The following is a 21,609-nucleotide window of genomic DNA, read 5'->3' as shown; positions in this document are numbered from 1 at the left end:
TAGTTAGTGAAGCTTTTTAAAATTGAATTTATCGTTTATCAACAGTCTTAAAATCTCTTAAAGGAGATCCTGTGTATATTTGTCTTGGCCTTCCAATAGGCTCTTTGTTCTCACGCATTTCTTTCCATTGTGCGATCCAACCCGGTAAACGTCCTATTGCGAACATTACTGTAAACATATCAGTAGGAATTCCTAATGCTCTGTAAATAATTCCAGAATAGAAATCTACATTTGGATATAAGCTTCTAGATTTGAAATAATCATCTTCCAGCGCTAATGCTTCCAATTTTTTTGCAATAGCAAGAATAGGATCGTCAACACCTAAAGTTTCTAAAACTTCATCTGCCGCTTTTTTAATGATTTTAGCACGTGGATCAAAGTTTTTATATACTCTGTGACCAAATCCCATTAATCTAAAAGGATCGTTTTTGTCTTTGGCCTTAGCCATATATTTATCTGTATCCCCACCATTTTTATGGATTTCTTCAAGCATTTCAAGCACTGCTTGATTTGCTCCACCGTGCAGTGGTCCCCAAAGTGCAGAAACACCTGCCGAAATAGATGCAAATAATCCCGCATGAGAGGAGCCCACCATTCTTACCGTAGAGGTAGAACAGTTTTGCTCGTGATCACCGTGAAGGATGAACAATTTATCTAATGCATCAATAACAATCGGGTTTGCTTTGTAAGGCTCCGTTGGTACTTCAAACATTAATCTCATGAAATTCTCAACATATCCTTTAGTATTATCGTAATAATTCAAAGGATAACCCATACTTTTTCTGTAGGTCCAAGTTGCTATAACTAGGAATTTACCCATAGTCTTACAAACGGCTTGATACATTTCTTTTTCATTTTCAACATTCACCGACTTAGGGTTAAATGCAGTTAATGCACTAGTTAATGCCGCCAATACACCCATTGGATGCGCTGTTCTTGGGAAACCATCAATGATGTTTTTCATCTCCTCATTAACTAAAGTATGCTTTCTAATATCATCTTCAAATTGTTTCAACTGCGCTGCAGTAGGTAACTCTCCAAAGATTAAAAGAAAGGAAACTTCTAGAAAATCAGCTTTGTCAGCCAAGTCTTCAATTGAATATCCTCTATAACGCAATATTCCTAGTTCTCCATCTAAGAAAGTAATTTTACTAGTACAAGAACCTGAATTTTTATACCCTGGATCAAGTGTAATTATCCCAGTTAAATCACGTAATTTGTTAATATCGATCGCTTGTTCGTTTTCAGTTCCCTCTACAACTGGAAGTTCAAACCTCTTGCCATCAATTTCTATTATAGCTGTTTTTGACATAATATTTTGAAAATAAAACTTTATATTTAATAATTTACCAAATCTAAGAATAATAACAGAAAATAAAAAGAGAAATTGACAATGATATTGTTAAAACCCACAAAAAAAGGCCATCCGAATAAATCGAATGGCCTTTGGAATTATAAAAATAAGTCTTATTTTATCTTGAATGCATTTTTACCAGGAAAATAAGCAGTATCTCCAAGTTCTTCCTCGATTCTTAATAGCTGATTGTATTTAGCCATACGATCAGAACGAGATGCAGAACCAGTCTTAATTTGACCGCAATTCAAGGCAACTGCTAAATCAGCAATTGTATTGTCTTCTGTTTCTCCAGAACGGTGTGACATTACAGAAGTATATCCTGCATTTTTAGCCATGTTTACCGCTGCAATTGTTTCAGTTAAAGTACCAATTTGGTTTACTTTAATAAGTATTGAGTTAGCGATTCCTCTTTCGATACCTGTAGACAAACGCTCTACGTTAGTAACGAACAAATCATCACCTACTAATTGTACTTTATCTCCAATTTTCTCTGTAAGCAATTTCCAACCATCCCAGTCATTTTCATCCATACCATCTTCGATAGAAATAATTGGATATTTAGCCACTAATTCAGCTAAATAATCAACTTGCTCCGCTGAAGATCTTACTTTTCCAGTTTCACCTTCAAATTTAGAGTAATCGTATTTTCCGTTTACATAAAATTCTGCAGCAGCACAGTCTAAAGCAACCATGATCTCATCACCAAAAGTATACCCAGCATTTTCAACTGCTTTTTTGATTGTATCTAAAGCATCTTCCGTTCCACCAGCTAATGTTGGAGCAAAACCACCTTCGTCACCTACAGCGGTAGAAAGACCTCTATCGTGTAACACTTTTTTAAGGCTATGGAAAATTTCAGTTCCCATTTGCATAGCATGTGTAAAAGATGTTGCTTTTACAGGGAAAATCATGAATTCTTGAAATGCGATAGGTGCATCAGAATGCGAACCTCCGTTGATGATATTCATCATAGGAACTGGTAAGGTATTAGCCGAAACTCCACCTACATATCTATATAATGGCAAACCTAGTTCGTTAGCAGCTGCTTTTGCAACAGCAAGCGAAACTCCCAATATAGCATTTGCACCTAATTTCGATTTATTTGGCGTACCATCTAAATCAATCATCATTTGATCAATTACATTTTGTTCAAAAACTGAAGTTCCTAAAAGCTCTTCTGCAATAAGTGTATTAACATTTTTCACTGCATTCAAAACTCCCTTTCCTAAATAAGCTTTCCCTCCGTCACGTAACTCAACTGCTTCGTGTTCTCCAGTTGAAGCTCCAGATGGAACTGCCGCTCTACCTAAAACACCATGTTCAGTAACTACATCTACTTCTATTGTTGGATTCCCTCTTGAATCGAAAATTTGTCTTGCGTGAATTTTGATAATAATACTCATATTACTTTATTTTAAATTATAAAATACAAATATATCCTATCTTTTGTAATGATAATATGAAAATATTTAATCTTATTAACGAAAACGTTATAATTATGCATAATTAAAAAACTTTTTCACATTTTTAGAAAAATCATCTTAATATTCACCGATTTACCTAAATCAGCTCTTCAATTTCTAGCGACATTACTATTTTCGAATAGTATAAATAAAAAAAAGATGCTGACTTTAATTAAAAAGAAAGCATCTGATTTGTGTTCTAAAAAATAAGAAATAGATTCCTATTTTTTAATATTTTCAATAAATTGATCGAATAAATAAGACGAATCGTGAGGTCCTGGACTTGCTTCTGGATGATATTGAACTGAAAAACAATTTTTATCCTTCATTCTCATTCCCGCAACAGTTCCATCATTTAAATGAACGTGCGTGATTTCTAAATCAGCATTTGCTTCTAACTCTTCTTTGTTAACTGCAAAACCGTGATTCTGCGAAGTAATCTCACCTTTACCGGAAATTAAATTCTTAACCGGGTGATTTATTCCTCGGTGACCGTTAAACATTTTATAAGTCGAAATTCCATTTGCTAACCCAATAACTTGATGTCCTAAACAGATTCCAAATAAAGGTTTATTGTTTTCAAGAATTTCTTTTGCTACTTGAATTGCTCCCGCAAGTGGCTCTGGATCTCCAGGTCCATTAGACAAGAAAAAGCCATCTGGATTAAAAGAAGCTAAATCATTGTAAGTTGAATCGAAAGGAAAAACTTTAATGTAACAATCTCTTTTAGCAAGGTTGCGAAGTATATTTGTTTTGATCCCTAAATCTAAGGCTGCTATTTTATACGTCGCATTTTCATCACCATAAAAATAAGGCTCTTTAGTAGATACCTTAGAAGCTAACTCAAGTCCTTTCATGTCAGGAACATTGGCTAAAGAAGCCTTTAATTCTTCAACAGAAGTTCCATCAGTACAAATAACCGCATTCATAGCGCCATGGTCTCTAATATAACTTACAAGTGCTCTAGTATCTACATCGGAAATACAAATCAAGTTTTGCTTAATGAAGTATTCTTCTAAGCTTTCCGAAGCATCAGCTCTTGAATAGTTAAAACTAAAATTTTTACATACCAAACCAGATATCTTAATCCCATCCGATTCTACTTCGTTTTCATTTACACCGTAATTCCCAATATGAGCATTAGTAGCGACCATTATTTGTCCAAAATAAGAAGGATCTGTAAAGATTTCTTGATAACCAGTCATTCCAGTGTTAAAGCACACTTCTCCAAAAGTAGTTCCGCTAATACCTATTGATTTTCCGTGAAAAATGGTGCCGTCACTTAGTAAAAGTATGGCGCTTTGTCGTGTTGTATATTTCATGTGTAGTTAAATATTGTGCAAATTTAATTTATTAATACAATGGATGCAAACTTTTAAAATTTATTATGAAACAAAATGTGGCGAGACTAACCCTTTTACTTCTAATAGAGTATGAATTATACCGTTTTGTAAAACCGAAACATAAGCGGCCAATCTCGCTAGTTTGCTCCTAAAAAAGCAAAAAAAAAGGATAAACTACTAATAGTTTATCCTTATTTTTTATTGAATGGTTATCTTCATAACTATTCAGCAGCTGTTGTAGTTGTGTCAGCATCAGCGGCTGGAACTTCAGTAGCTTCATCTGCTTTTTTAGCTTTTCCACCACGACGGCTTTTTGCTTTTTTAACTTCTTTCTTTCCGCCATTGTAAAGTTCGTTGAAATCTACAAGTTCGATCATTGCCATATCAGCATTATCTCCCAAACGATTTCCAACTTTAATGATACGAGTGTATCCACCTGGACGGTCTCCTACTTTAGCAGCTACGTCTCTGAACAAGTCAGTTACCGCATATTTACTACGTAAGTAAGCGAAACAAATACGACGGTTGTGAGTCGTATCCGTTTTTGATTTTGTTATTAAAGGCTCAACAAATTGTTTAAGCGCTTTCGCTTTAGCAACAGTAGTGTTAATACGTTTGTGCTCAATAAGAGAACAAGCCATATTAGCTAACATAGATTTTCTATGTGCTGTCTGTCTGCTTAAGTGGTTGAATTTTTTTCCGTGTCTCATGACGTGTTTTTTTATACTTTCATCTTGATACTATCCGTTTTGGAGATCAAAATATGAAGTAATTTATTCTTTATCTAGTTTGTATTTCGCTAAATCCATTCCGAAGTTCAAATTTTTAATAGCTACTAGTTCATCTAGTTCTGTTAAAGATTTTTTACCAAAATTACGGAATTTCATTAGGTCATTTTTATTGAACGATACTAAATCTCCAAGTGTATCAACTTCAGCCGCTTTCAAACAATTTAATGCTCTTACAGATAAGTCCATATCAACAAGCTTAGTTTTAAGCAATTGTCTCATATGTAATGATTCCTCATCATACGATTCTGTTTGTGCGATCTCATCAGCCTCGAGTGTAATTCTTTCGTCAGAAAACAACATGAAATGGTGAATTAAAACTTTGGCTGCTTCAGTAAGGGCATCTTTTGGATTTATAGAACCATCAGTTTTTATTTCGAAAACTAATTTTTCATAATCTGTTTTTTGCTCAACACGGAAGTTTTCAATTGAATACTTTACGTTTTTTACCGGAGTAAAAATAGAATCCGTAAAAATGGTTCCAATTGCTGCGTTCTGTTTTTTGTTCTCTTCTGCAGGAACATATCCTCTACCTTTTTCGATTGTTAAATCGAAGTTCAATTTGATTTTTGGATCTAAATTACAGATAACTAGTTCTGGATTCAAAACTTGGAAACCTGAAATAAATTTTTGAAAATCACCAGCTGTTAATTGATCTTTACCTGACACAGAAATAGTAACTGCTTCATTATCTACATCTTCAATTTGACGTTTAAAACGTACTTGTTTAAGATTAAGAATGATTTCGGTAACATCTTCAACAACTCCTGAGATAGTAGAAAACTCATGATCTACACCTTCTATACGAACGGATGTAATTGCATAACCTTCTAATGCTGAAAGCAAAACTCTTCTAAGTGCATTACCAACGGTCAATCCGTATCCTGGTTCTAAAGGTCTAAATTCAAACTTACCTTCAAAATCGGTTGAATCGATCATGATAACTTTATCGGGCTTCTGAAAATTAAATATTGCCATAAATTTCGACTAAGTCAATTATTATTTGTTGTACAACTCTACGATTAATTGTTCTTTAATGTTTTCTGGAATTTGAAGTCTAGCTGGTACAGAAACAAAAGTACCTTCTTTAACATCATTGTTCCAAGTAATCCACTCATAAACATGACTTGAATTAGATAAAGAACGTTCGATAGCCTCTAATGATTTAGATTTTTCACGAACAGCAACTTTGTCACCAGGTTTAAGGTGGTAAGAAGCAATATTTACTACATCACCGTTAACTGTGATGTGTCTGTGAGATACAAGTTGTCTAGCGCCTCTTCTAGAAGGAGCAATACCCATTCTAAATACAACGTTATCTAATCTTGCTTCACATAATTGTAAAAGAACTTCACCAGTAACACCTTTAGTAGCCGATGCTTTTTTGAATAAACCTCTGAATTGTTTTTCTAATATTCCGTAAGAATATTTAGCTTTTTGCTTCTCCATTAACTGGATTGCATACTCAGATTTTTTTCCTCTTTTTTTAGCCATCCCGTGTTGTCCAGGTGGGTAACTTCTTCTTTCGAATGCTTTGTCATCTCCGAATATTGCTTCGCCAAATTTACGAGCAATTCTAGTTTTTGGACCAGTATATCTTGCCATTTTAAATTGTTTAAGATTGAGATTATGAATTCAGGTCTTATCCTTCAATAATCGAAATTCAATCTAGGTTATACTATAATTTTGTTTTATAAAAGATACTGAAATAAATTCAGTATAAATTAAACTCTACGTCTCTTAGGAGGACGACATCCATTGTGAGGCATTGGGGTAACGTCGATAATCTCAGTCACTTCAATTCCACCGTTATGCAAAGAACGAATCGCAGACTCACGTCCGTTTCCTGGTCCTTTTACATACACTTTCACTTTTTTAAGTCCTGCTTCAATAGCTACTTTACTACAATCTTCTGCTGCCATTTGGGCTGCGTATGGAGTATTCTTTTTAGAACCTCTAAAACCCATTTTACCAGCTGAAGACCAAGAAATAACTTCACCTTTTTTGTTTGTCAAAGAAATGATGATGTTATTGAAGGTAGCAGAAATATGAGCTTCTCCCGTTGATTCAACGATAACTTTACGTTTTTTTGCAGTTGCTTTAGCCATATTACTTATTATTTAGTTGCTTTTTTCTTGTTGGCAACAGTTTTTCTTTTACCTTTTCTTGTTCTAGAGTTGTTTTTAGTTCTTTGCCCTCTTAAAGGAAGACCAGTTCTATGACGGATACCTCTATAACAACCAATATCCATTAAACGTTTGATGTTCAAAGAAACCTCAGAACGCAATTCTCCTTCAATTTTGAATTCTGATACTGCCTCACGAATTGCTCCGATCTCATCATCATTCCAGTCTTGAACTTTTTTATCTTGGCTAACTTGAGCTTTTTCTAAAATCTCAATAGCTCTACTGCTTCCTAATCCAAAGATATAGGTAAGTGCTATAACACCTCTCTTGTTTTTTGGGATATCTACCCCTGCTATTCTTGCCATAATTATCCTTGTCTTTGTTTAAATCTAGGATTCTTTTTGTTTATAACGTACAATATCCCTTTTCTACGCACAATCTTGCACTCGGGACTTCTCTTTTTTACTGATGCTCTAACTTTCATTGTGAATATCCTTTAATATCTATAAGTAATTCTTGCTTTTGACAAATCGTATGGGCTCATTTCTAGTTTCACTTTATCACCAGGTAATAATTTGATGTAATGCATACGCATTTTTCCAGATATATGAGCAATTACGATATGTCCATTTTCTAACTCTACACGGAACATAGCATTTGATAATGCTTCAATTATTGATCCGTCTTGTTCTATTGCTGATTGTTTTGCCATAAGATTAAGCTACTGCTTTTCTATTTTTTCCACTCTTCATTAAACCGTCATAATGCTTGTTTAACAAGTATGAATTAATTTGTTGAATTGTATCTATTGCAACACCAACCATAATTATTAATGAGGTACCTCCGAAAAACATTGCCCAAGATTGTTGAACATCCATAAGACTTACAATAATCGCTGGGAACACAGCTATTAGAGCTAGAAATAAAGATCCTGGGAAAGTTATCAATGACATCACTTTGTCAAGAAAATCAGAAGTTTCTACACCTGGTCTAATACCTGGAATAAATCCTCCACTTCTCTTCAAATCATCTGACATCTTATTAGTAGGAACTGTAATTGCTGTATAAAAGAATGTAAATACAATTATTAAAGTTGCAAATACAAGGTTATACCAAAAACCGAACATGTCACTAAAAGCACCAACAATGGATTGTGATGCATCTGACTTAGACAAACCAGCTAATGCAGCAGGAATGAACATGATCGCCTGAGCAAAGATAATAGGCATAACTCCAGAAGCATTAAGCTTCAAAGGAATCCATTGTCTATTACCACCCATCATATCTTGTTCAAAATCACCTGAAGTCGTACGACGAGCGTACTGAACTGGTATCTTTCTAATTGCCATAGTTAATAAAACACAGGCAACAATAACTAAAAGCCAAATAATAATTTCGATAACCAATACCATTGGTCCACCGTTGTTATTCGTAACTCTAGTAGTAAACTCCTGTATAAATGCTTGAGGAAATCTAGCAAGTATACCTACCATGATTAAAAGTGAAATACCATTCCCAATTCCTTTATCAGTTATCTTTTCACCTAACCACATGGCAAATATTGTACCTGTAACTAAGATAATCACTGAAGAAAACAAGAATTCAAAAGAATTAAACCCTAATAAAAATGCACTACTAGGTAAAGTTCTATATAGATTGTAGATGTAAGTTGGTCCTTGTACTAGTGTAATAACAATAGTTAACCAACGCGTTATCTGATTAATCTTTTTTCTACCACTTTCACCATCACTTTGAAGTTTCTGCAAATAAGGAATCGCAATTCCCATAAGCTGCACCACAATAGAAGCCGAAATGTAAGGCATAATTCCTAAAGCAAAAACTGACGCTTTAGAGAATGCACCACCAGTAAACATATCTAGTATAGATCCGATACCACTTTGGGTCTGACCTGCTAAACCATTCAATTGTGTTGCATCGATTCCAGGAAGCGTAACATGTGCTCCAAAACGATAAACTAAAAGCAGACCTAACGTAATTAGGATTCTGTTTCTTAGCTCCTCGATTTTCCAAACATTACTTAATGATTCTATAAATTTCTTCATATAATTTGAAAAATTACATTGTTACAGCTTCTCCACCAGCCGCTTCAATAGCAGCTTTTGCAGTAGCAGTAAATTTGTGAGCAGTTACTTTTAATTTCGCTTTCAATTCTCCTCTTCCTAAAATCTTAACGATTTCATTCTTAGTTGCCAAACGATTTGCTACATAAACAGTCATATCGACAGTATCTGTAATCACACCATTATCTACTAATAATTGAAGTGTATCAAGATTCACACCTTCGTATTCTTTACGATTGATGTTTGTAAAACCAAACTTAGGCACACGTCTTTGAAGTGGCATTTGCCCTCCTTCAAAACCAATCTTTTTAGAATATCCAGAACGAGATTTTTGTCCGTTGTGTCCTCTTGCCGAAGTACCACCTTTTCCAGAACCTTCTCCTCTACCTAATCTTTTATTTTGACTGTGTGTTGAACCCTCAGCTGGTTGTAAGTTACTTAAATTCATAACAGTATTTGTTATTTAGTTTCCTCTACAGAAACTAAGTGTTTAACTTTGTTTATCATCCCAAGGATTGTAGGGTTTGAATCATGCTCTACAATTTGTCCCATTTTACGCAGACCTAAAGCTTCCAATCCTCTTTTTTGATCAAGTGGACAGTTGATTTTACTTCTAACTTGTTTTACTAATAATTTAGCCATAATTTCCTTGAATTAACCTTTAAAAACTTTTTCTAAAGAAACTCCTCTTTGTTTTGCAACACTATAGGCGCTTCTCATTTGTAACAACGCGTCAAAAGTTGCTTTAACAACGTTGTGAGGATTTGATGATCCTTGAGATTTCGATAATACATCGTGAATCCCAACAGACTCAAGAACTGAACGAACAGCTCCACCTGCAATAACTCCTGTACCATGAGAGGCAGGAATTAAGAATACACGTGCTCCACCAAATTTTCCTTTTTGTTCGTGTGGCACTGATTTTCCATTCAAAGGAATCTTTACTAAATTTTTCTTAGCATCTTCTACTGCTTTCGCAATTGCTTCAGAAACATCTTTAGATTTCCCTAATCCATGACCTACAACACCATTCTCATCACCTACAACTACAATAGCAGAAAAACCAAAAGCTCTACCACCCTTTGTAACTTTAGTAACACGATTAACACTCACCAAACGATCTTTTAATTCAAGACCACTTGGTTTTACCAACTCTACATTCTTGTATTTATTAGACATAATATATTAGAATTTAAGTCCAGCAGCTCTCGCGCCTTCTGCTAATGATTTAATACGACCGTGATACAAGTAACCTCCTCTATCGAATGTTACTACTTCTATCCCAGCTTTTAACGCTTTCTCTGCTACAAGTTTTCCAACCGCAATAGCAACATCTACGTTAGTACCTTTTCCTATTTCTTTTTCTCTTGAAGAAGCAGCCAAAATAGTAACTCCGTTTACGTCATCAATAAGTTGAGCATAAATTTCTTTGTTACTTCTAAATACAGATAGTCTTGGATTTGTAGCAGTACCACTAATCGTCTTTCTAATTCTGAATCTAATTCTCTGTCTTCTTTCAGGTTTTGATAATGACATAATCTTATTTTTTAAGCTGATTTACCTGCTTTTCTTCTTAATACTTCACCCACAAATTTAACACCTTTTCCTTTGTACGGCTCAGGCTTACGGAAAGCTCTAATTTTTGCCGCAACTTGACCTAAAAGTTGTTTGTCAAACGATGTAAGTTTAACGATTGGGTTTTTACCTTTTTCAGATATAGTCTCTAAAGTTACTTCAGGAGCAACTTCCAAAACGATATTGTGAGAGTATCCAAGAGCTAAATCTAATTTTTGTCCTTGATTCGAAGCTCTGTAACCTACTCCTACCAATTCTAATGATTTTGTAAAACCTTCAGTTACACCGATAATCATATTATTGATTAAAGATCTGTATAAACCGTGTTTTGCTCTTTCGTCTTTGTGATCAGACGATCTGTCCACTTGAACTTGACCGTCTTCAACTGTTACAGTTACGTCCGAAAACTCCTGCGTAAGTTGACCATTTTTTCCCTTTACTGTAATAATACCGTCTTTAACTTCTACAGTTACACCAGCAGGGATTACAATTGGACTTTTACCTATTCTTGACATCTTATAGTCTATTTATTAGTATACGTAACAAATTACTTCACCACCAACATTTAATTGTTTCGCTTTCTTTCCAGTCATAAGACCTTTAGATGTAGAAACAATCGCAATACCTAATCCGTTAAGGATTCTTGGTATAGTAGAAGAACTTGAATATTTACGTAAACCTGGTTTACTAATTCTTTGGATATCTTTAATTACTGACTCTTTAGTATCTTTATCATACTTCAAAGCAATTTTGATTGAACCCTGAACAGCGTTGTCTTCAAATTTGTAACTTAAGATATAACCTTGATCAAATAAGATCTTAGTTATTTCTTTTTTTAGATTAGATGCAGGAATTTCGACAACCTTGTGGTTTGCAGCCACAGCGTTTCTAACTCTTGTTAAATAATCTGCAATAGGATCTGTATACATATGTATAAATTTGCGGTTATGGTTTTCGTCAGACCATCTGAAGAACCTTTAACCAATTAAAATTATTATTTTACCAACTGGCTTTTTTAACCCCTGGTATCAATCCGTTATTTGCCATTTCACGAAAAGTAACACGTGAAACACCAAATTGACGCATGTAACCTCTAGGTCTACCTGTTATTTTACATCTATTGTGCAAACGAACAGGTGAAGCGTTTTTAGGTAATTTTTGCAAACCTACGAAATCTCCAGCTTCTAACAAAGCTTTTCTTTTCTCAGCATACTTAGCTACCGTTTTTTCTCTCTTCACCTCACGGGCTTTCATTGATTCTTTAGCCATATCTTAATTCTTTTTAAAAGGTAATCCTAATTCAGTCAATAATGACTTTGCTTCCTTATCTGTTTTTGCAGTAGTTACAAAAGAGATATCCATACCTGATATTTTGTTTACTTTATCAATGTCAATTTCTGGGAAAATGATTTGCTCTAAAACCCCAAGGTTATAGTTTCCTCTTCCGTCAAAACCTGTAGCTTTAATACCACTGAAATCTCTAACACGTGGCAAAGAAGATGTGATAAGTCTATCTAAAAACTCATACATTCTTTCTCCACGTAAAGTAACTTTAGCACCAATCGGCATTCCTTTTCTCAATTTGAAAGATGCAACATCTTTCTTTGAAATTGTAGATATTGCTTTTTGTCCAGTTATCTTTGTCAATTCATCAACTGCATAGTCAATTAATTTTTTATCAGATACTGCTGCTCCAACTCCACGGCTCAAAACGATTTTTTCCAATTTTGGAACTTGCATTACGTTTGTGTATCCGTACTCCTCTTTAAGAGCAGATATTACTCTGTTCTTGTATTCCTCTTTTAGTCTAGGTATATACGCCATTACTATAGTACTTGATTAGATTTTTTTGAAAATCTTACTTTCTTATCTCCTTCAACTCTAACTCCAGTTCTAGTTGCTTCCTTTGTTTTAGGATCAATTAGAGAGATGTTAGAAATTTGAATAGAAGCTTCTTTTTTTACAATACCACCTTGAGGGCTTTTTGCACTTGGTTTCGTGTGTTTAGAAACCATGTTTACACCTTCAACGATCGCTTTGTTTTTCTCACGGTCAACTCGCAATACTTTACCTTCAGCACCTTTATGGTCTCCAGTAATTACTCTTACAATGTCGCCTGTTTTTATTTTTAGCTTTATCATCTTATAACGAATTAAAGCACTTCTGGTGCTAATGATACAATTTTCATGAATTGTTTTTCACGAAGTTCTCTTGCTACCGGTCCAAAAACACGAGTTCCTCTCATTTCCCCTGCAGCGTTCAAAAGAACACATGCATTGTCATCGAAACGGATATAAGAACCATCAGCTCTTCTCACTTCTTTTCTGGTACGTATAACAACTGCAGTTGAAACAGCTCCCTTTTTAACGCTTCCGTTAGGAGTTGTATCTTTGATAGAAACTACAATCTTGTCACCAACTGAAGCATACCTTCTTTTGGTACCTCCTAAAACACGGATAGTTAAAACTTCTTTAGCTCCAGTGTTATCTGCTACTTTTAATCTTGATTCTTGTTGTACCATAATTATTTAGCTCTTTCTAAGATTTCAACTAACCTCCAACATTTTGTTTTACTTAAAGGACGTGTTTCGCTAATCCTTACCGTATCTCCAATGTTACAGTCGTTCATTTCGTCGTGTGCATGATACTTTTTAGTTTTCAACACGAACTTACCGTATAATGGGTGTTTTACTTTACGCACTTCCGCAACAACAATAGACTTGTCCATTTTGTCCGAAGTTACAACACCAACTCTCTCTTTTCTTAAATTTCTTTTTTCTTCCATCTTTCGGCAGATTACAATGATTGCAACTCTCTTTTTGTAAGCTCTGTAGCTATTCTCGCAATTACTCTTCTTACACTTCTAATTTGAAGTGGATTCTCAATTGGCGATATAGCATGAGCCATTTTTAGGTCAGCATATGTTTTCTTAGTCAAACTAAGCTTCTCTTGCAACTCCGCTGCAGAAAGATCTTTTATTTCTGATTGTTTCATAATATAATATAGATTATGCTTCGAAATCTCTAGCAACAACGAATTTAGTTTTTACTGGAAGCTTTTGAGCTGCAAGACGTAACGCCTCTTTTGCAACTGACAAAGGAACTCCTCCAACTTCAAACATAATTCTTCCGGGTTTAACAACGGCAGCCCAATACTCAACTGCACCTTTACCTTTACCCATACGTACCTCAAGAGGCTTCTTAGTAATTGGTTTGTCTGGAAATATTTTGATCCATAATTGTCCCTCTCTTTTCATGAAACGAGTTGCAGCGATACGCGCAGCTTCAATTTGACGAGAAGTTAGAAACATTCCATCTTCATGTACAGATTTAATACCAAACATTCCATTAGAAAGTTCATGTCCTCTTCCAGAGTTCCCTTTCATTTTACCTTTTTGTACCTTACGGTATTTTGTTCTTTTAGGCTGTAACATTTTTCTTTAATTTAAAAATTACTTTCTTTTACGAGCGTCTGGTTTTCCACCTTTATTAAAGTTAGATTTACCACGAGGAGCATCTCCACCTTTTCCGCCAGATTGTTTCTTGTCCATTCCAGCAAGCGGAGAAAGATCTCTCTTTCCGTAAACTTCACCTTTCATGATCCACACTTTGATACCCATTCTACCATAAGTAGTATGCGCTTCAGCTAATGCATAATCAATATCGGCTCTGAAAGTTGATAAAGGAACTCTTCCTTCTTTGAAACCTTCCGAACGCGCCATCTCAGCACCATTCAAACGACCAGAAATCAAAACTTTGATACCTTCAGCGTTCATACGCATAGAAGCAGCAATAGCCATTTTGATTGCACGTCTGTAAGAAATACGGCTTTCGATTTGACGACAGATGCTTGTAGCAACTAGATACGCGTCAAGCTCTGGTCTTTTGATTTCAAAGATGTTGATTTGAACCTCTTTGTCAGTAATTTTCTTAAGTTCCTCTTTTAACTTGTCTACCTCTTGTCCACCTTTTCCGATAATGATACCAGGTCTAGCAGTAGTGATAGTAACGGTTACAAGTTTCAAAGTTCTCTCGATGATTACTTTTGATACACTAGCTTTTGATAAACGAGCATGGATATACTTTCTGATTTTGTGATCTTCGGCAAGTTTATCACCATAATCATTTCCACCATACCAGTTTGAGTCCCATCCTCTGATGATACCAAGTCTATTTCCAATTGGATTTGTCTTTTGTCCCATCTTGTATTAAATTGCTTGTGTGTTATTAATAGATCCTAATACGATTGTAACGTGATTAGAACGTTTTCTTATTCTGTGTGCACGACCTTGTGGTGCTGGACGAAGTCTTTTCAACATCATTCCACCATCAACTGTAATCGTTTTAACAAATAAACCTGCTTCTTCCATATTAGCGTCAGGGTTTTTTGCTTGCCAGTTAGCAATAACAGATAAAACCAATTTCTCTAATTTTCTTGAAGCTTCTTTAGAACTAAATCTAAGGATGTTTAATGCTCTCTCTACCTTCTGACCTCTTACCAAGTCCGCTACTAAGCGCATTTTTCTAGGTGAAGTAGGGCAGTTATTCAATTTTGCGAAAGCAATAGACTTATTAGCCTCTTTTCTCGCATCTGCTGTTTCTCTTTTACGAACTCCCATTGCTTCTTATTTTTTACCTTTATTTTTTGCTCCAGCATGACCTCTAAAAGATCTAGTTGGTGAAAATTCTCCTAATTTGTGACCTACCATGTTTTCAGTTACGTAAACTGGTACAAATTGACGACCGTTATGAACTGCGATAGTTTGCCCAACAAAGTCCGGAGTAATCATAGAAGCCCTAGACCATGTCTTTACAACTCCTTTGTTTCCACCTGCTATGTTTTCCTGAACTTTCTTGTCTAACTTATAATGAACGAAAGGTCCTTTTTTTAATGAACGTGCCATATCTTAATTATTTCTTTCTACGTTCTACGATATACTTGTTACTCGGGTTTTTCTTAGAACGAGTTCTATAACCTTTTGCTGGTATTCCATTTCTTGAACGTGGATGTCCACCAGAAGAACGTCCTTCACCACCACCCATTGGGTGATCGACAGGGTTCATTGCAACAGGTCTTGTTCTAGGTCTTCTACCTAACCATCTCGTTCTACCTGCTTTACCAGATACAACTAATTGGTGGTCTGAATTAGAAACAGCTCCAATAGTAGCAGCACAAGTTAACAAGATTAATCTTGTTTCACCTGAAGGCATTTTGATTGTTGCATATTTCCCATCTCTTGCCATTAATTGAGCAAAAGTCCCAGCAGAACGAGCAATTACTGCTCCTTGACCTGGTCTTAACTCAATACAAGAAATAACAGTTCCTAATGGAATTCTGCTTAACGGCATTGCATTACCTATTTCCGGTTGAGATTCTGGACCAGAAACTAATTTCTGACCTACTTTCAATCCGTTTTGAGCAATAACATACGTTTTCTCACCATCAGCATAAGCTAACAATGCGATAAATGCAGTACGATTTGGATCATATTCAATTGATTTCACAGTCGCTGGAATTCCTTCCTTTGTTCTTTTGAAATCAATGATACGATATCTCTGCTTGTGACCACCACCCGTATAACGCATGGTCATCTTTCCTTGACTATTTCTACCTCCAGAGTTTTTTATCGGCGCTATCAAAGAGCGTTCCGGCTTATCAGTTGTAATGGCGTCATAACCATTCACAACTCTAAATCGCTGACCTGGGGTAATAGGTTTTAATTTTCTTACTGACATTTTTCTATCTTAGATATTGTTGTAAAAATCAATTGTTTCTCCTTCTTGTACTTGAACAATTGCTTTTTTAATTGCATTAGTCTTTCCACTGATCAAACCACTTTTAGTGTATTTTGTAGTTCTATCCGGCCTTACATTCATCGTGTTAACACTCAAAATAGTCACACCATAAGTAGCTTCAATAGCTTTCTTAATCTCAACTTTATTTGCTTTTTTGTTAACAACGAATCCGAAGCGGTTTAAAACTTCACTTTCTTTGGTTACTTTTTCCGTTACTATAGGTTTAATTATGATGCTCATATCCTATTATTTACTTAAGTTTTCTTCAATTATCTCCAAAGAGCTTTCTAAAAGAACTAGGTTATTAGCATTTAGTATAGCGTAAGTGCTTAATTCTAAGCTACTTACAACGCTAGATGCTTTTAAATTGCGTGAGGACAAATATACATTTTTATTCGTATCGCCCAACACAAATAGAGATTTTTTATTTTCTAACTCTAAAGCTTTCAAAACATTAATGAAATTTTTAGTGTTTGGAGTTTCAAAATTAAAGTCTTCAAGAACGATAATGTTTGACTCTTTTGCTTTCATTGAGAATGCAGATTTTCTTGCCAAACGCTTCAAGCTTTTATTCAATTTAAATGAATAACTTCTTGGTCTTGGTCCGAAAACTGTTCCTCCACCTTTAAACAATGGATTCTTTGCACTACCCGCACGAGCAGTACCAGTTCCTTTTTGTTTTTTAATCTTACGTGTACTTCCCGCTACTTCAGCTCTTTCTTTCGCTTTGTGCGTTCCTTGTCTTTGATTAGCTAAATATTGCTTAACATCAAGATATACTGCGTGATTATTTGGTTCAATTGCGAATACTGAATCAGAAAGTTCAACCTTTCTTCCAGTATCTTTTCCGTTGAAATCTAATACTTTTACTTCCATTACTTGTGAATGATTACATAAGAGTTGTTATGACCAGGAACACATCCTTTTATAACAAGTAGGTTCTTTTCAGTAACTACTTTTAATACTCTAAGGTTTTGAACGTTTACATTTTCTCCTCCCATTCTTCCAGCCATACGCATTCCTTTGAATACTCTAGATGGATAAGAAGAAGCTCCTACAGAACCTGGCGCTCTTAAACGGTTATGTTGACCATGAGTTGCTTGACCAACACCACCAAAACCGTGACGTTTTACAACCCCTTGAAAACCTTTACCTTTAGATACACCTTGTACATCTACAAATTCTCCTTCTACAAACATAGAAACATCTATAAGATCTCCTAGTTTTTGTTCTGTTGCAAAATTCTGAAATTCAACGACTTTTTTCTTAGCTACAGTTCCCGCTTTCTTAAAGTGACCTACAGCCGCTTTTGTGGAATGTTTCTCGTTTTTGTCATCGAAACCCAGTTGCAACGCTTCGTACCCGTCAACACCAATGGTTCTGACTTGGGTAACAACACATGGACCAGCTTCAATTACTGTACAAGGAATGTTCTTCCCGTTTTCATCGAAAATACTAGTCATGCCGATTTTTCTACCAATTAACCCAGACATAAATATTAATTATTAATTATTAAATATAAAAATAGAACACATCATTTAAGTGGAGCTTATTTTTAAAGTGGTGCAAAAGTATAACTTATTTACACACAATCCAAAAAAAACTTCCACTTAAACAAAGTGCCCTTTTTACTCTTAAGTAAATCCTTAAACTTTGATCTCTACTTCAACTCCACTAGGCAATTCTAATTTCATTAAAGCATCAATAGTTTTAGATGAAGATGAATAAATATCAATCAATCTCTTGTATGACATTACTTCAAATTGCTCTCTCGCTTTTTTGTTAACGTGCGGAGAACGTAGTACTGTAAAAAGTTTTTTGTGAGTAGGCAATGGAATTGGCCCTGTTACTACTGCACCGGTACTCTTAACCGTTTTTACAATCTTTTCAGCAGACTTATCTACTAGCATGTGATCGTAAGATTTTAGTTTTATTCTGATTTTTTGACTCATTTTCTTTAAGATTAAGCGTTTCCTTTTGCTTTTTTGATTACTGCTTCCGAAATATTAGAAGGAGTTTCCGCGTAATGTGAAAATTCCATAGTAGATGTTGCTCTACCAGATGACAATGTTCTTAATGTTGTTACATAACCAAACATTTCTGATAATGGCACATCTGCCTTAATAGTCTTCGCGCCATTTCTATCTCCCATGTCATTAACCTGACCTCTACGACGGTTGATATCACCTACAATATCCCCCATGTTTTCTTCTGGTGTAATAACTTCCATTTTCATGATAGGCTCAAGAATTACAGCTCCAGCAGCCTTAGCTACTTCTCTATAACCCATTCTAGCTGCAAGTTCAAAAGAAAGTGCATCAGAATCCACCGGGTGAAAAGATCCATCTAAAAGAGTTACTTTCAAACTATCAACTTGATATCCTGCTAATGGACCAGTTTTCATAGCTTCTCTAAATCCTTTCTCAACAGAAGGTATGTATTCTTTAGGAACGTTACCACCTTTTACAGCATTAATAAACTGCAAACCAACTGGAGCTTTACCGTCAACTTCATCAGCTGGCTCTAATTTAAATACGATATCACCGAATTTACCACGACCTCCAGATTGTTTCTTGTATGTTTCTCTATGTTGAGCTTCTCTTGTAAAAGCTTCTTTGTATTCAACTTGAGGCTCACCTTGGTTCACTTCAACTTTAAATTCACGTTTCATTCTATCAACCAAGATATCTAAGTGAAGCTCACCCATACCAGAGATAATAGTTTGCCCCGAAGCCTCATCAGTTCTAACAGTAAACGTAGGATCTTCTTCAGCTAATTTAGCCAAAGCCATACCCATTTTATCTACGTCAGCTTTAGTTTTAGGCTCAATTGCAATACCAATTACCGGTGCAGGGAATTTCATTGACTCAAGAATAATTGGGTGTTTTTCATCACACAATGTATCTCCAGTTTTGATATCTTTAAATCCTACTGCTGCTCCAATATCACCTGCTTCGATAAAATCGATTGGGTTTTGCTTGTTAGCATGCATTTGGTATATACGAGAGATTCTTTCTTTGTTTCCTGAACGAGTGTTCAAAACATAAGAACCTGCATCTAAACGTCCTGAATACGCACGGAAGAAAGCTAAACGACCTACGAATGGGTCAGTAGCAATCTTAAACGCTAAAGCAGCAAAAGGCTCTTTAACATCTGGCTTACGCAAAATTTTAGTTTGATCTTCTTCTAACAATTCAACATCATCAGGGTGAATTCCTTCGATACCTTCTTTATCCATTGGAGACGGCAAGTACTTACATACTGCATCTAACATGAATTGCACTCCTTTGTTTTTGAAAGAAGAACCAGCAACCATAGGAATGATAGCCATATCCATAGTAGCAGCTCTTAAAGCTATGTTGATTTCTTCCTCAGTAATTGAGTCTTCATCTTCCATAAACTTCTCTAATAAATTCTCATCGTAGTCAGCAACTGCTTCAATAAGAATAGATCTATACTCTTTAACGTCAGCAATCATATCCTCAGGAATAGGCACAATCTCGTAAGTTGCCCCCATACCTGCGTCATCCCAAACAATAGCTTGGTTTCTCACTAAATCCACAACACCTTTGAAATCATTTTCCTCACCAATTGGTAAAGTGATCGCAACAGCATTCGATTTTAGCATATCTCTAACTTGCTGACACACGTTCAAAAAGTTAGCACCTTGTCTGTCCATTTTATTAACAAACCCAATACGTGGTACCCTATATTGATCTGCAAGTCTCCAGTTAGTTTCTGATTGAGGCTCAACACCATCAACAGCACTAAACAAGAAAACCAACCCATCAAGTACACGTAAAGAACGATTTACTTCAACAGTAAAATCAACGTGTCCTGGAGTATCAATAATATTAAAGTGGTAAGGTAATGTTTCCGGCAAAATCTTCCCCTGTGTAGTTGGAAAATTCCACTCACAAGTAGTAGCTGCAGAAGTAATTGTAATACCTCTTTCCGCTTCTTGTTCCATCCAGTCCATTGTTGAAGCACCATTGTGCACCTCACCAATTTTGTGTGTTTTACCCGTGTAAAAAAGGATACGCTCTGTTGTTGTTGTTTTACCAGCATCAATATGAGCAGCAATTCCTATATTTCTTGTATATCTTAAATCTCTAGCCATTTTTCTATGAATTAAAATCTAAAGTGAGAGAAAGCTTTGTTAGCTTCTGCCATTTTGTGAGTATCCATTCTTTTCTTAACAGCCGCTCCTTCTTCTTTAGCCGCAGCTAAACATTCTGAAGCTAACCTTTGAGCCATAGATTTTTCATTTCTTCTTCTTGAATAAAGTATTAACCACTTCATTGCCATAGAAATTTTTCTATCTGGTCTAATTTGCATCGGAATTTGGAATGTAGCCCCACCAACTCTACGACTACGCACTTCTACGTGAGGCATAACGTTAGTTAAAGCATCCTTCCAAATTTCTAATGAAGGTTTTTCCGCATCTTGTTTTTTAGACTCAATGATGTCAATTGCATCATAAAATACTTTAAACGCTGTCGATTTTTTTCCATCCCACATTAAGTTGTTCACAAAACGTGTTACCAGTTGGTCATTAAACCTTGGATCTGGTAAAAGTGGTCTTTTCTTTGCCGCTCTTTTTCTCATGTCTTTTTTTTAATAAAATTTCACACCCATATAGTCACGACATATCGCGACCTTACAAGAATTACGTTTTAAATTACTTTTTTGCTTCTTTTGGGCGTTTTGCTCCGTACTTAGATCTTCTTTGCGTTCTTCCTGCTACTCCTGACGTATCAAGTGCACCACGAACGATGTGATATCTAACTCCTGGTAAATCTTTTACCCTTCCACCCCTAACTAATACTATCGAGTGCTCTTGTAGATTGTGTCCTTCACCAGGGATGTAGGCATTTACTTCATTACCATTTGTCAAACGTACACGCGCTACTTTACGCATTGCAGAGTTTGGTTTTTTTGGTGTTGTAGTGTAAACACGCGTACAAACCCCTCTTCTTTGAGGACAAGAATCTAAAGCAACCGATTTACTCTTCTTAGTCATCTGAGTTCTTCCTGTTCTTACTAATTGTTGAATTGTTGGCATAATTAATACTAAAAATT

The 21,609-nt window shown here is 35.5% G+C and carries 35 protein-coding genes; all 35 read right to left on the bottom strand.

What is annotated here, in order from left to right; all coding sequences use genetic code 11:
* Positions 1–28: 28 nt before the first annotated feature.
* The 35 genes from FQU23_RS07590 to rpsL all read right to left on the bottom strand — a co-directional run bounded on the left by FQU23_RS07590 (position 29) and on the right by rpsL (position 21,592).
* The gene (locus FQU23_RS07590; protein WP_147673335.1) at positions 29–1,312 is read right to left on the bottom strand and encodes a citrate synthase; all 1,284 of its coding nucleotides are present in this window, start codon (positions 1,310–1,312) and stop codon (positions 29–31) included.
* Between the two features lie 155 nt (positions 1,313–1,467).
* A complete protein-coding gene (gene eno, locus FQU23_RS07585) occupies positions 1,468–2,760 on the bottom strand; it encodes a phosphopyruvate hydratase (protein WP_132110141.1) in 1,293 nt (430 codons plus the stop codon).
* Between the two features lie 281 nt (positions 2,761–3,041).
* On the bottom strand, positions 3,042–4,142 hold the full coding sequence (carA, locus tag FQU23_RS07580) for a glutamine-hydrolyzing carbamoyl-phosphate synthase small subunit (protein WP_147673334.1): 1,101 nt from the start codon (positions 4,140–4,142) through the stop codon (positions 3,042–3,044).
* 242 nt (positions 4,143–4,384) lie between these two features.
* Positions 4,385–4,873, bottom strand: a complete 489-nt coding sequence (gene rplQ / locus FQU23_RS07575; protein ID WP_147673333.1) for a 50S ribosomal protein L17 — start codon at positions 4,871–4,873, stop codon at positions 4,385–4,387.
* A gap of 63 nt (positions 4,874–4,936) precedes the next feature.
* On the bottom strand, positions 4,937–5,929 hold the full coding sequence (locus tag FQU23_RS07570) for a DNA-directed RNA polymerase subunit alpha (protein WP_132110135.1): 993 nt from the start codon (positions 5,927–5,929) through the stop codon (positions 4,937–4,939).
* 21 nt (positions 5,930–5,950) lie between these two features.
* The gene (gene rpsD / locus FQU23_RS07565; protein ID WP_066334062.1) at positions 5,951–6,556 is read right to left on the bottom strand and encodes a 30S ribosomal protein S4; all 606 of its coding nucleotides are present in this window, start codon (positions 6,554–6,556) and stop codon (positions 5,951–5,953) included.
* Between the two features lie 119 nt (positions 6,557–6,675).
* The gene (rpsK, locus tag FQU23_RS07560; RefSeq protein WP_007136543.1) at positions 6,676–7,059 is read right to left on the bottom strand and encodes a 30S ribosomal protein S11; all 384 of its coding nucleotides are present in this window, start codon (positions 7,057–7,059) and stop codon (positions 6,676–6,678) included.
* Positions 7,060–7,067: 8 nt separating this feature from the next.
* Entirely contained in the window at positions 7,068–7,442 is a 375-nt protein-coding gene (gene rpsM / locus FQU23_RS07555) for a 30S ribosomal protein S13 (protein WP_101137088.1), read from the bottom strand.
* A gap of 2 nt (positions 7,443–7,444) precedes the next feature.
* Positions 7,445–7,561 carry a type B 50S ribosomal protein L36 gene (ykgO, locus tag FQU23_RS07550; protein ID WP_074724333.1) on the bottom strand — a complete coding sequence of 39 codons (117 nt, stop codon included), beginning with the start codon at positions 7,559–7,561 and terminating at the stop codon, positions 7,445–7,447.
* Positions 7,562–7,573: 12 nt separating this feature from the next.
* Entirely contained in the window at positions 7,574–7,789 is a 216-nt protein-coding gene (gene infA, locus FQU23_RS07545; protein ID WP_007136545.1) for a translation initiation factor IF-1, read from the bottom strand.
* A 4-nt stretch (positions 7,790–7,793) separates the two neighbouring features.
* Complete coding sequence (secY, locus tag FQU23_RS07540) at positions 7,794–9,140, bottom strand: preprotein translocase subunit SecY (RefSeq protein WP_147673332.1); 1,347 nt, start codon at positions 9,138–9,140, stop codon at positions 7,794–7,796.
* Positions 9,141–9,153: 13 nt separating this feature from the next.
* Positions 9,154–9,606, bottom strand: a complete 453-nt coding sequence (gene rplO / locus FQU23_RS07535; protein ID WP_147673331.1) for a 50S ribosomal protein L15 — start codon at positions 9,604–9,606, stop codon at positions 9,154–9,156.
* Between the two features lie 11 nt (positions 9,607–9,617).
* Entirely contained in the window at positions 9,618–9,800 is a 183-nt protein-coding gene (gene rpmD / locus FQU23_RS07530) for a 50S ribosomal protein L30 (RefSeq protein WP_132110131.1), read from the bottom strand.
* A gap of 12 nt (positions 9,801–9,812) precedes the next feature.
* Positions 9,813–10,337, bottom strand: a complete 525-nt coding sequence (gene rpsE / locus FQU23_RS07525) for a 30S ribosomal protein S5 (RefSeq protein WP_074724336.1) — start codon at positions 10,335–10,337, stop codon at positions 9,813–9,815.
* A 6-nt stretch (positions 10,338–10,343) separates the two neighbouring features.
* Positions 10,344–10,694, bottom strand: a complete 351-nt coding sequence (gene rplR, locus FQU23_RS07520; protein ID WP_147673330.1) for a 50S ribosomal protein L18 — start codon at positions 10,692–10,694, stop codon at positions 10,344–10,346.
* A gap of 11 nt (positions 10,695–10,705) precedes the next feature.
* Complete coding sequence (rplF, locus tag FQU23_RS07515) at positions 10,706–11,248, bottom strand: 50S ribosomal protein L6 (protein WP_147673329.1); 543 nt, start codon at positions 11,246–11,248, stop codon at positions 10,706–10,708.
* Positions 11,249–11,263: 15 nt separating this feature from the next.
* Positions 11,264–11,662, bottom strand: coding sequence for a 30S ribosomal protein S8 (rpsH, locus tag FQU23_RS07510; protein ID WP_066081018.1), 399 nt, complete (start codon positions 11,660–11,662; stop codon positions 11,264–11,266).
* 70 nt (positions 11,663–11,732) lie between these two features.
* Positions 11,733–12,002, bottom strand: coding sequence for a 30S ribosomal protein S14 (gene rpsN / locus FQU23_RS07505; protein ID WP_074724338.1), 270 nt, complete (start codon positions 12,000–12,002; stop codon positions 11,733–11,735).
* A gap of 3 nt (positions 12,003–12,005) precedes the next feature.
* The gene (gene rplE, locus FQU23_RS07500; protein ID WP_132110125.1) at positions 12,006–12,557 is read right to left on the bottom strand and encodes a 50S ribosomal protein L5; all 552 of its coding nucleotides are present in this window, start codon (positions 12,555–12,557) and stop codon (positions 12,006–12,008) included.
* Between the two features lie 2 nt (positions 12,558–12,559).
* Positions 12,560–12,874 (bottom strand): 50S ribosomal protein L24, encoded by a 315-nt coding sequence (gene rplX, locus FQU23_RS07495; protein WP_132110123.1) that lies wholly within the window; start codon positions 12,872–12,874, stop codon positions 12,560–12,562.
* Between the two features lie 11 nt (positions 12,875–12,885).
* Positions 12,886–13,254, bottom strand: a complete 369-nt coding sequence (gene rplN / locus FQU23_RS07490) for a 50S ribosomal protein L14 (RefSeq protein WP_132110121.1) — start codon at positions 13,252–13,254, stop codon at positions 12,886–12,888.
* A 2-nt stretch (positions 13,255–13,256) separates the two neighbouring features.
* On the bottom strand, positions 13,257–13,517 hold the full coding sequence (gene rpsQ, locus FQU23_RS07485; RefSeq protein ID WP_066081027.1) for a 30S ribosomal protein S17: 261 nt from the start codon (positions 13,515–13,517) through the stop codon (positions 13,257–13,259).
* A gap of 11 nt (positions 13,518–13,528) precedes the next feature.
* On the bottom strand, positions 13,529–13,726 hold the full coding sequence (gene rpmC, locus FQU23_RS07480; RefSeq protein ID WP_132110119.1) for a 50S ribosomal protein L29: 198 nt from the start codon (positions 13,724–13,726) through the stop codon (positions 13,529–13,531).
* A 13-nt stretch (positions 13,727–13,739) separates the two neighbouring features.
* Positions 13,740–14,165, bottom strand: a complete 426-nt coding sequence (gene rplP, locus FQU23_RS07475; protein ID WP_016989325.1) for a 50S ribosomal protein L16 — start codon at positions 14,163–14,165, stop codon at positions 13,740–13,742.
* 18 nt (positions 14,166–14,183) lie between these two features.
* Positions 14,184–14,933, bottom strand: a complete 750-nt coding sequence (gene rpsC, locus FQU23_RS07470) for a 30S ribosomal protein S3 (RefSeq protein WP_132110117.1) — start codon at positions 14,931–14,933, stop codon at positions 14,184–14,186.
* Between the two features lie 6 nt (positions 14,934–14,939).
* On the bottom strand, positions 14,940–15,350 hold the full coding sequence (gene rplV / locus FQU23_RS07465) for a 50S ribosomal protein L22 (RefSeq protein ID WP_007136561.1): 411 nt from the start codon (positions 15,348–15,350) through the stop codon (positions 14,940–14,942).
* Positions 15,351–15,356: 6 nt separating this feature from the next.
* Positions 15,357–15,635: a 30S ribosomal protein S19 gene (gene rpsS / locus FQU23_RS07460; RefSeq protein WP_007136562.1), complete on the bottom strand. Its 279-nt coding sequence runs from the start codon at positions 15,633–15,635 to the stop codon at positions 15,357–15,359.
* 7 nt (positions 15,636–15,642) lie between these two features.
* Positions 15,643–16,467, bottom strand: coding sequence for a 50S ribosomal protein L2 (gene rplB, locus FQU23_RS07455; protein ID WP_147673328.1), 825 nt, complete (start codon positions 16,465–16,467; stop codon positions 15,643–15,645).
* 9 nt (positions 16,468–16,476) lie between these two features.
* Entirely contained in the window at positions 16,477–16,767 is a 291-nt protein-coding gene (gene rplW, locus FQU23_RS07450) for a 50S ribosomal protein L23 (RefSeq protein WP_147673327.1), read from the bottom strand.
* Between the two features lie 6 nt (positions 16,768–16,773).
* Positions 16,774–17,403 (bottom strand): 50S ribosomal protein L4, encoded by a 630-nt coding sequence (gene rplD, locus FQU23_RS07445; protein ID WP_132110113.1) that lies wholly within the window; start codon positions 17,401–17,403, stop codon positions 16,774–16,776.
* Positions 17,403–18,020: a 50S ribosomal protein L3 gene (gene rplC / locus FQU23_RS07440; RefSeq protein ID WP_147673326.1), complete on the bottom strand. Its 618-nt coding sequence runs from the start codon at positions 18,018–18,020 to the stop codon at positions 17,403–17,405. Before rplC ends, rplD begins: the two co-directional genes overlap by 1 nt.
* A gap of 153 nt (positions 18,021–18,173) precedes the next feature.
* Positions 18,174–18,479 carry a 30S ribosomal protein S10 gene (rpsJ, locus tag FQU23_RS07435; protein ID WP_011963470.1) on the bottom strand — a complete coding sequence of 102 codons (306 nt, stop codon included), beginning with the start codon at positions 18,477–18,479 and terminating at the stop codon, positions 18,174–18,176.
* A gap of 11 nt (positions 18,480–18,490) precedes the next feature.
* Complete coding sequence (gene fusA / locus FQU23_RS07430) at positions 18,491–20,647, bottom strand: elongation factor G (RefSeq protein WP_147673325.1); 2,157 nt, start codon at positions 20,645–20,647, stop codon at positions 18,491–18,493.
* Positions 20,648–20,658: 11 nt separating this feature from the next.
* Complete coding sequence (rpsG, locus tag FQU23_RS07425) at positions 20,659–21,135, bottom strand: 30S ribosomal protein S7 (protein ID WP_035668130.1); 477 nt, start codon at positions 21,133–21,135, stop codon at positions 20,659–20,661.
* Positions 21,136–21,208: 73 nt separating this feature from the next.
* Complete coding sequence (rpsL, locus tag FQU23_RS07420; protein WP_022828353.1) at positions 21,209–21,592, bottom strand: 30S ribosomal protein S12; 384 nt, start codon at positions 21,590–21,592, stop codon at positions 21,209–21,211.
* Positions 21,593–21,609: the final 17 nt, after the last annotated feature.

This window comes from Flavobacterium sp. XN-5 (genome assembly GCF_008033395.2).
Lineage (GTDB): Bacteria > Bacteroidota > Bacteroidia > Flavobacteriales > Flavobacteriaceae > Flavobacterium > Flavobacterium hiemivividum.
The sequence above is the reverse complement of the archived record's forward strand: the minus strand, read 5'-3'. Positions and strand labels throughout refer to the sequence as shown.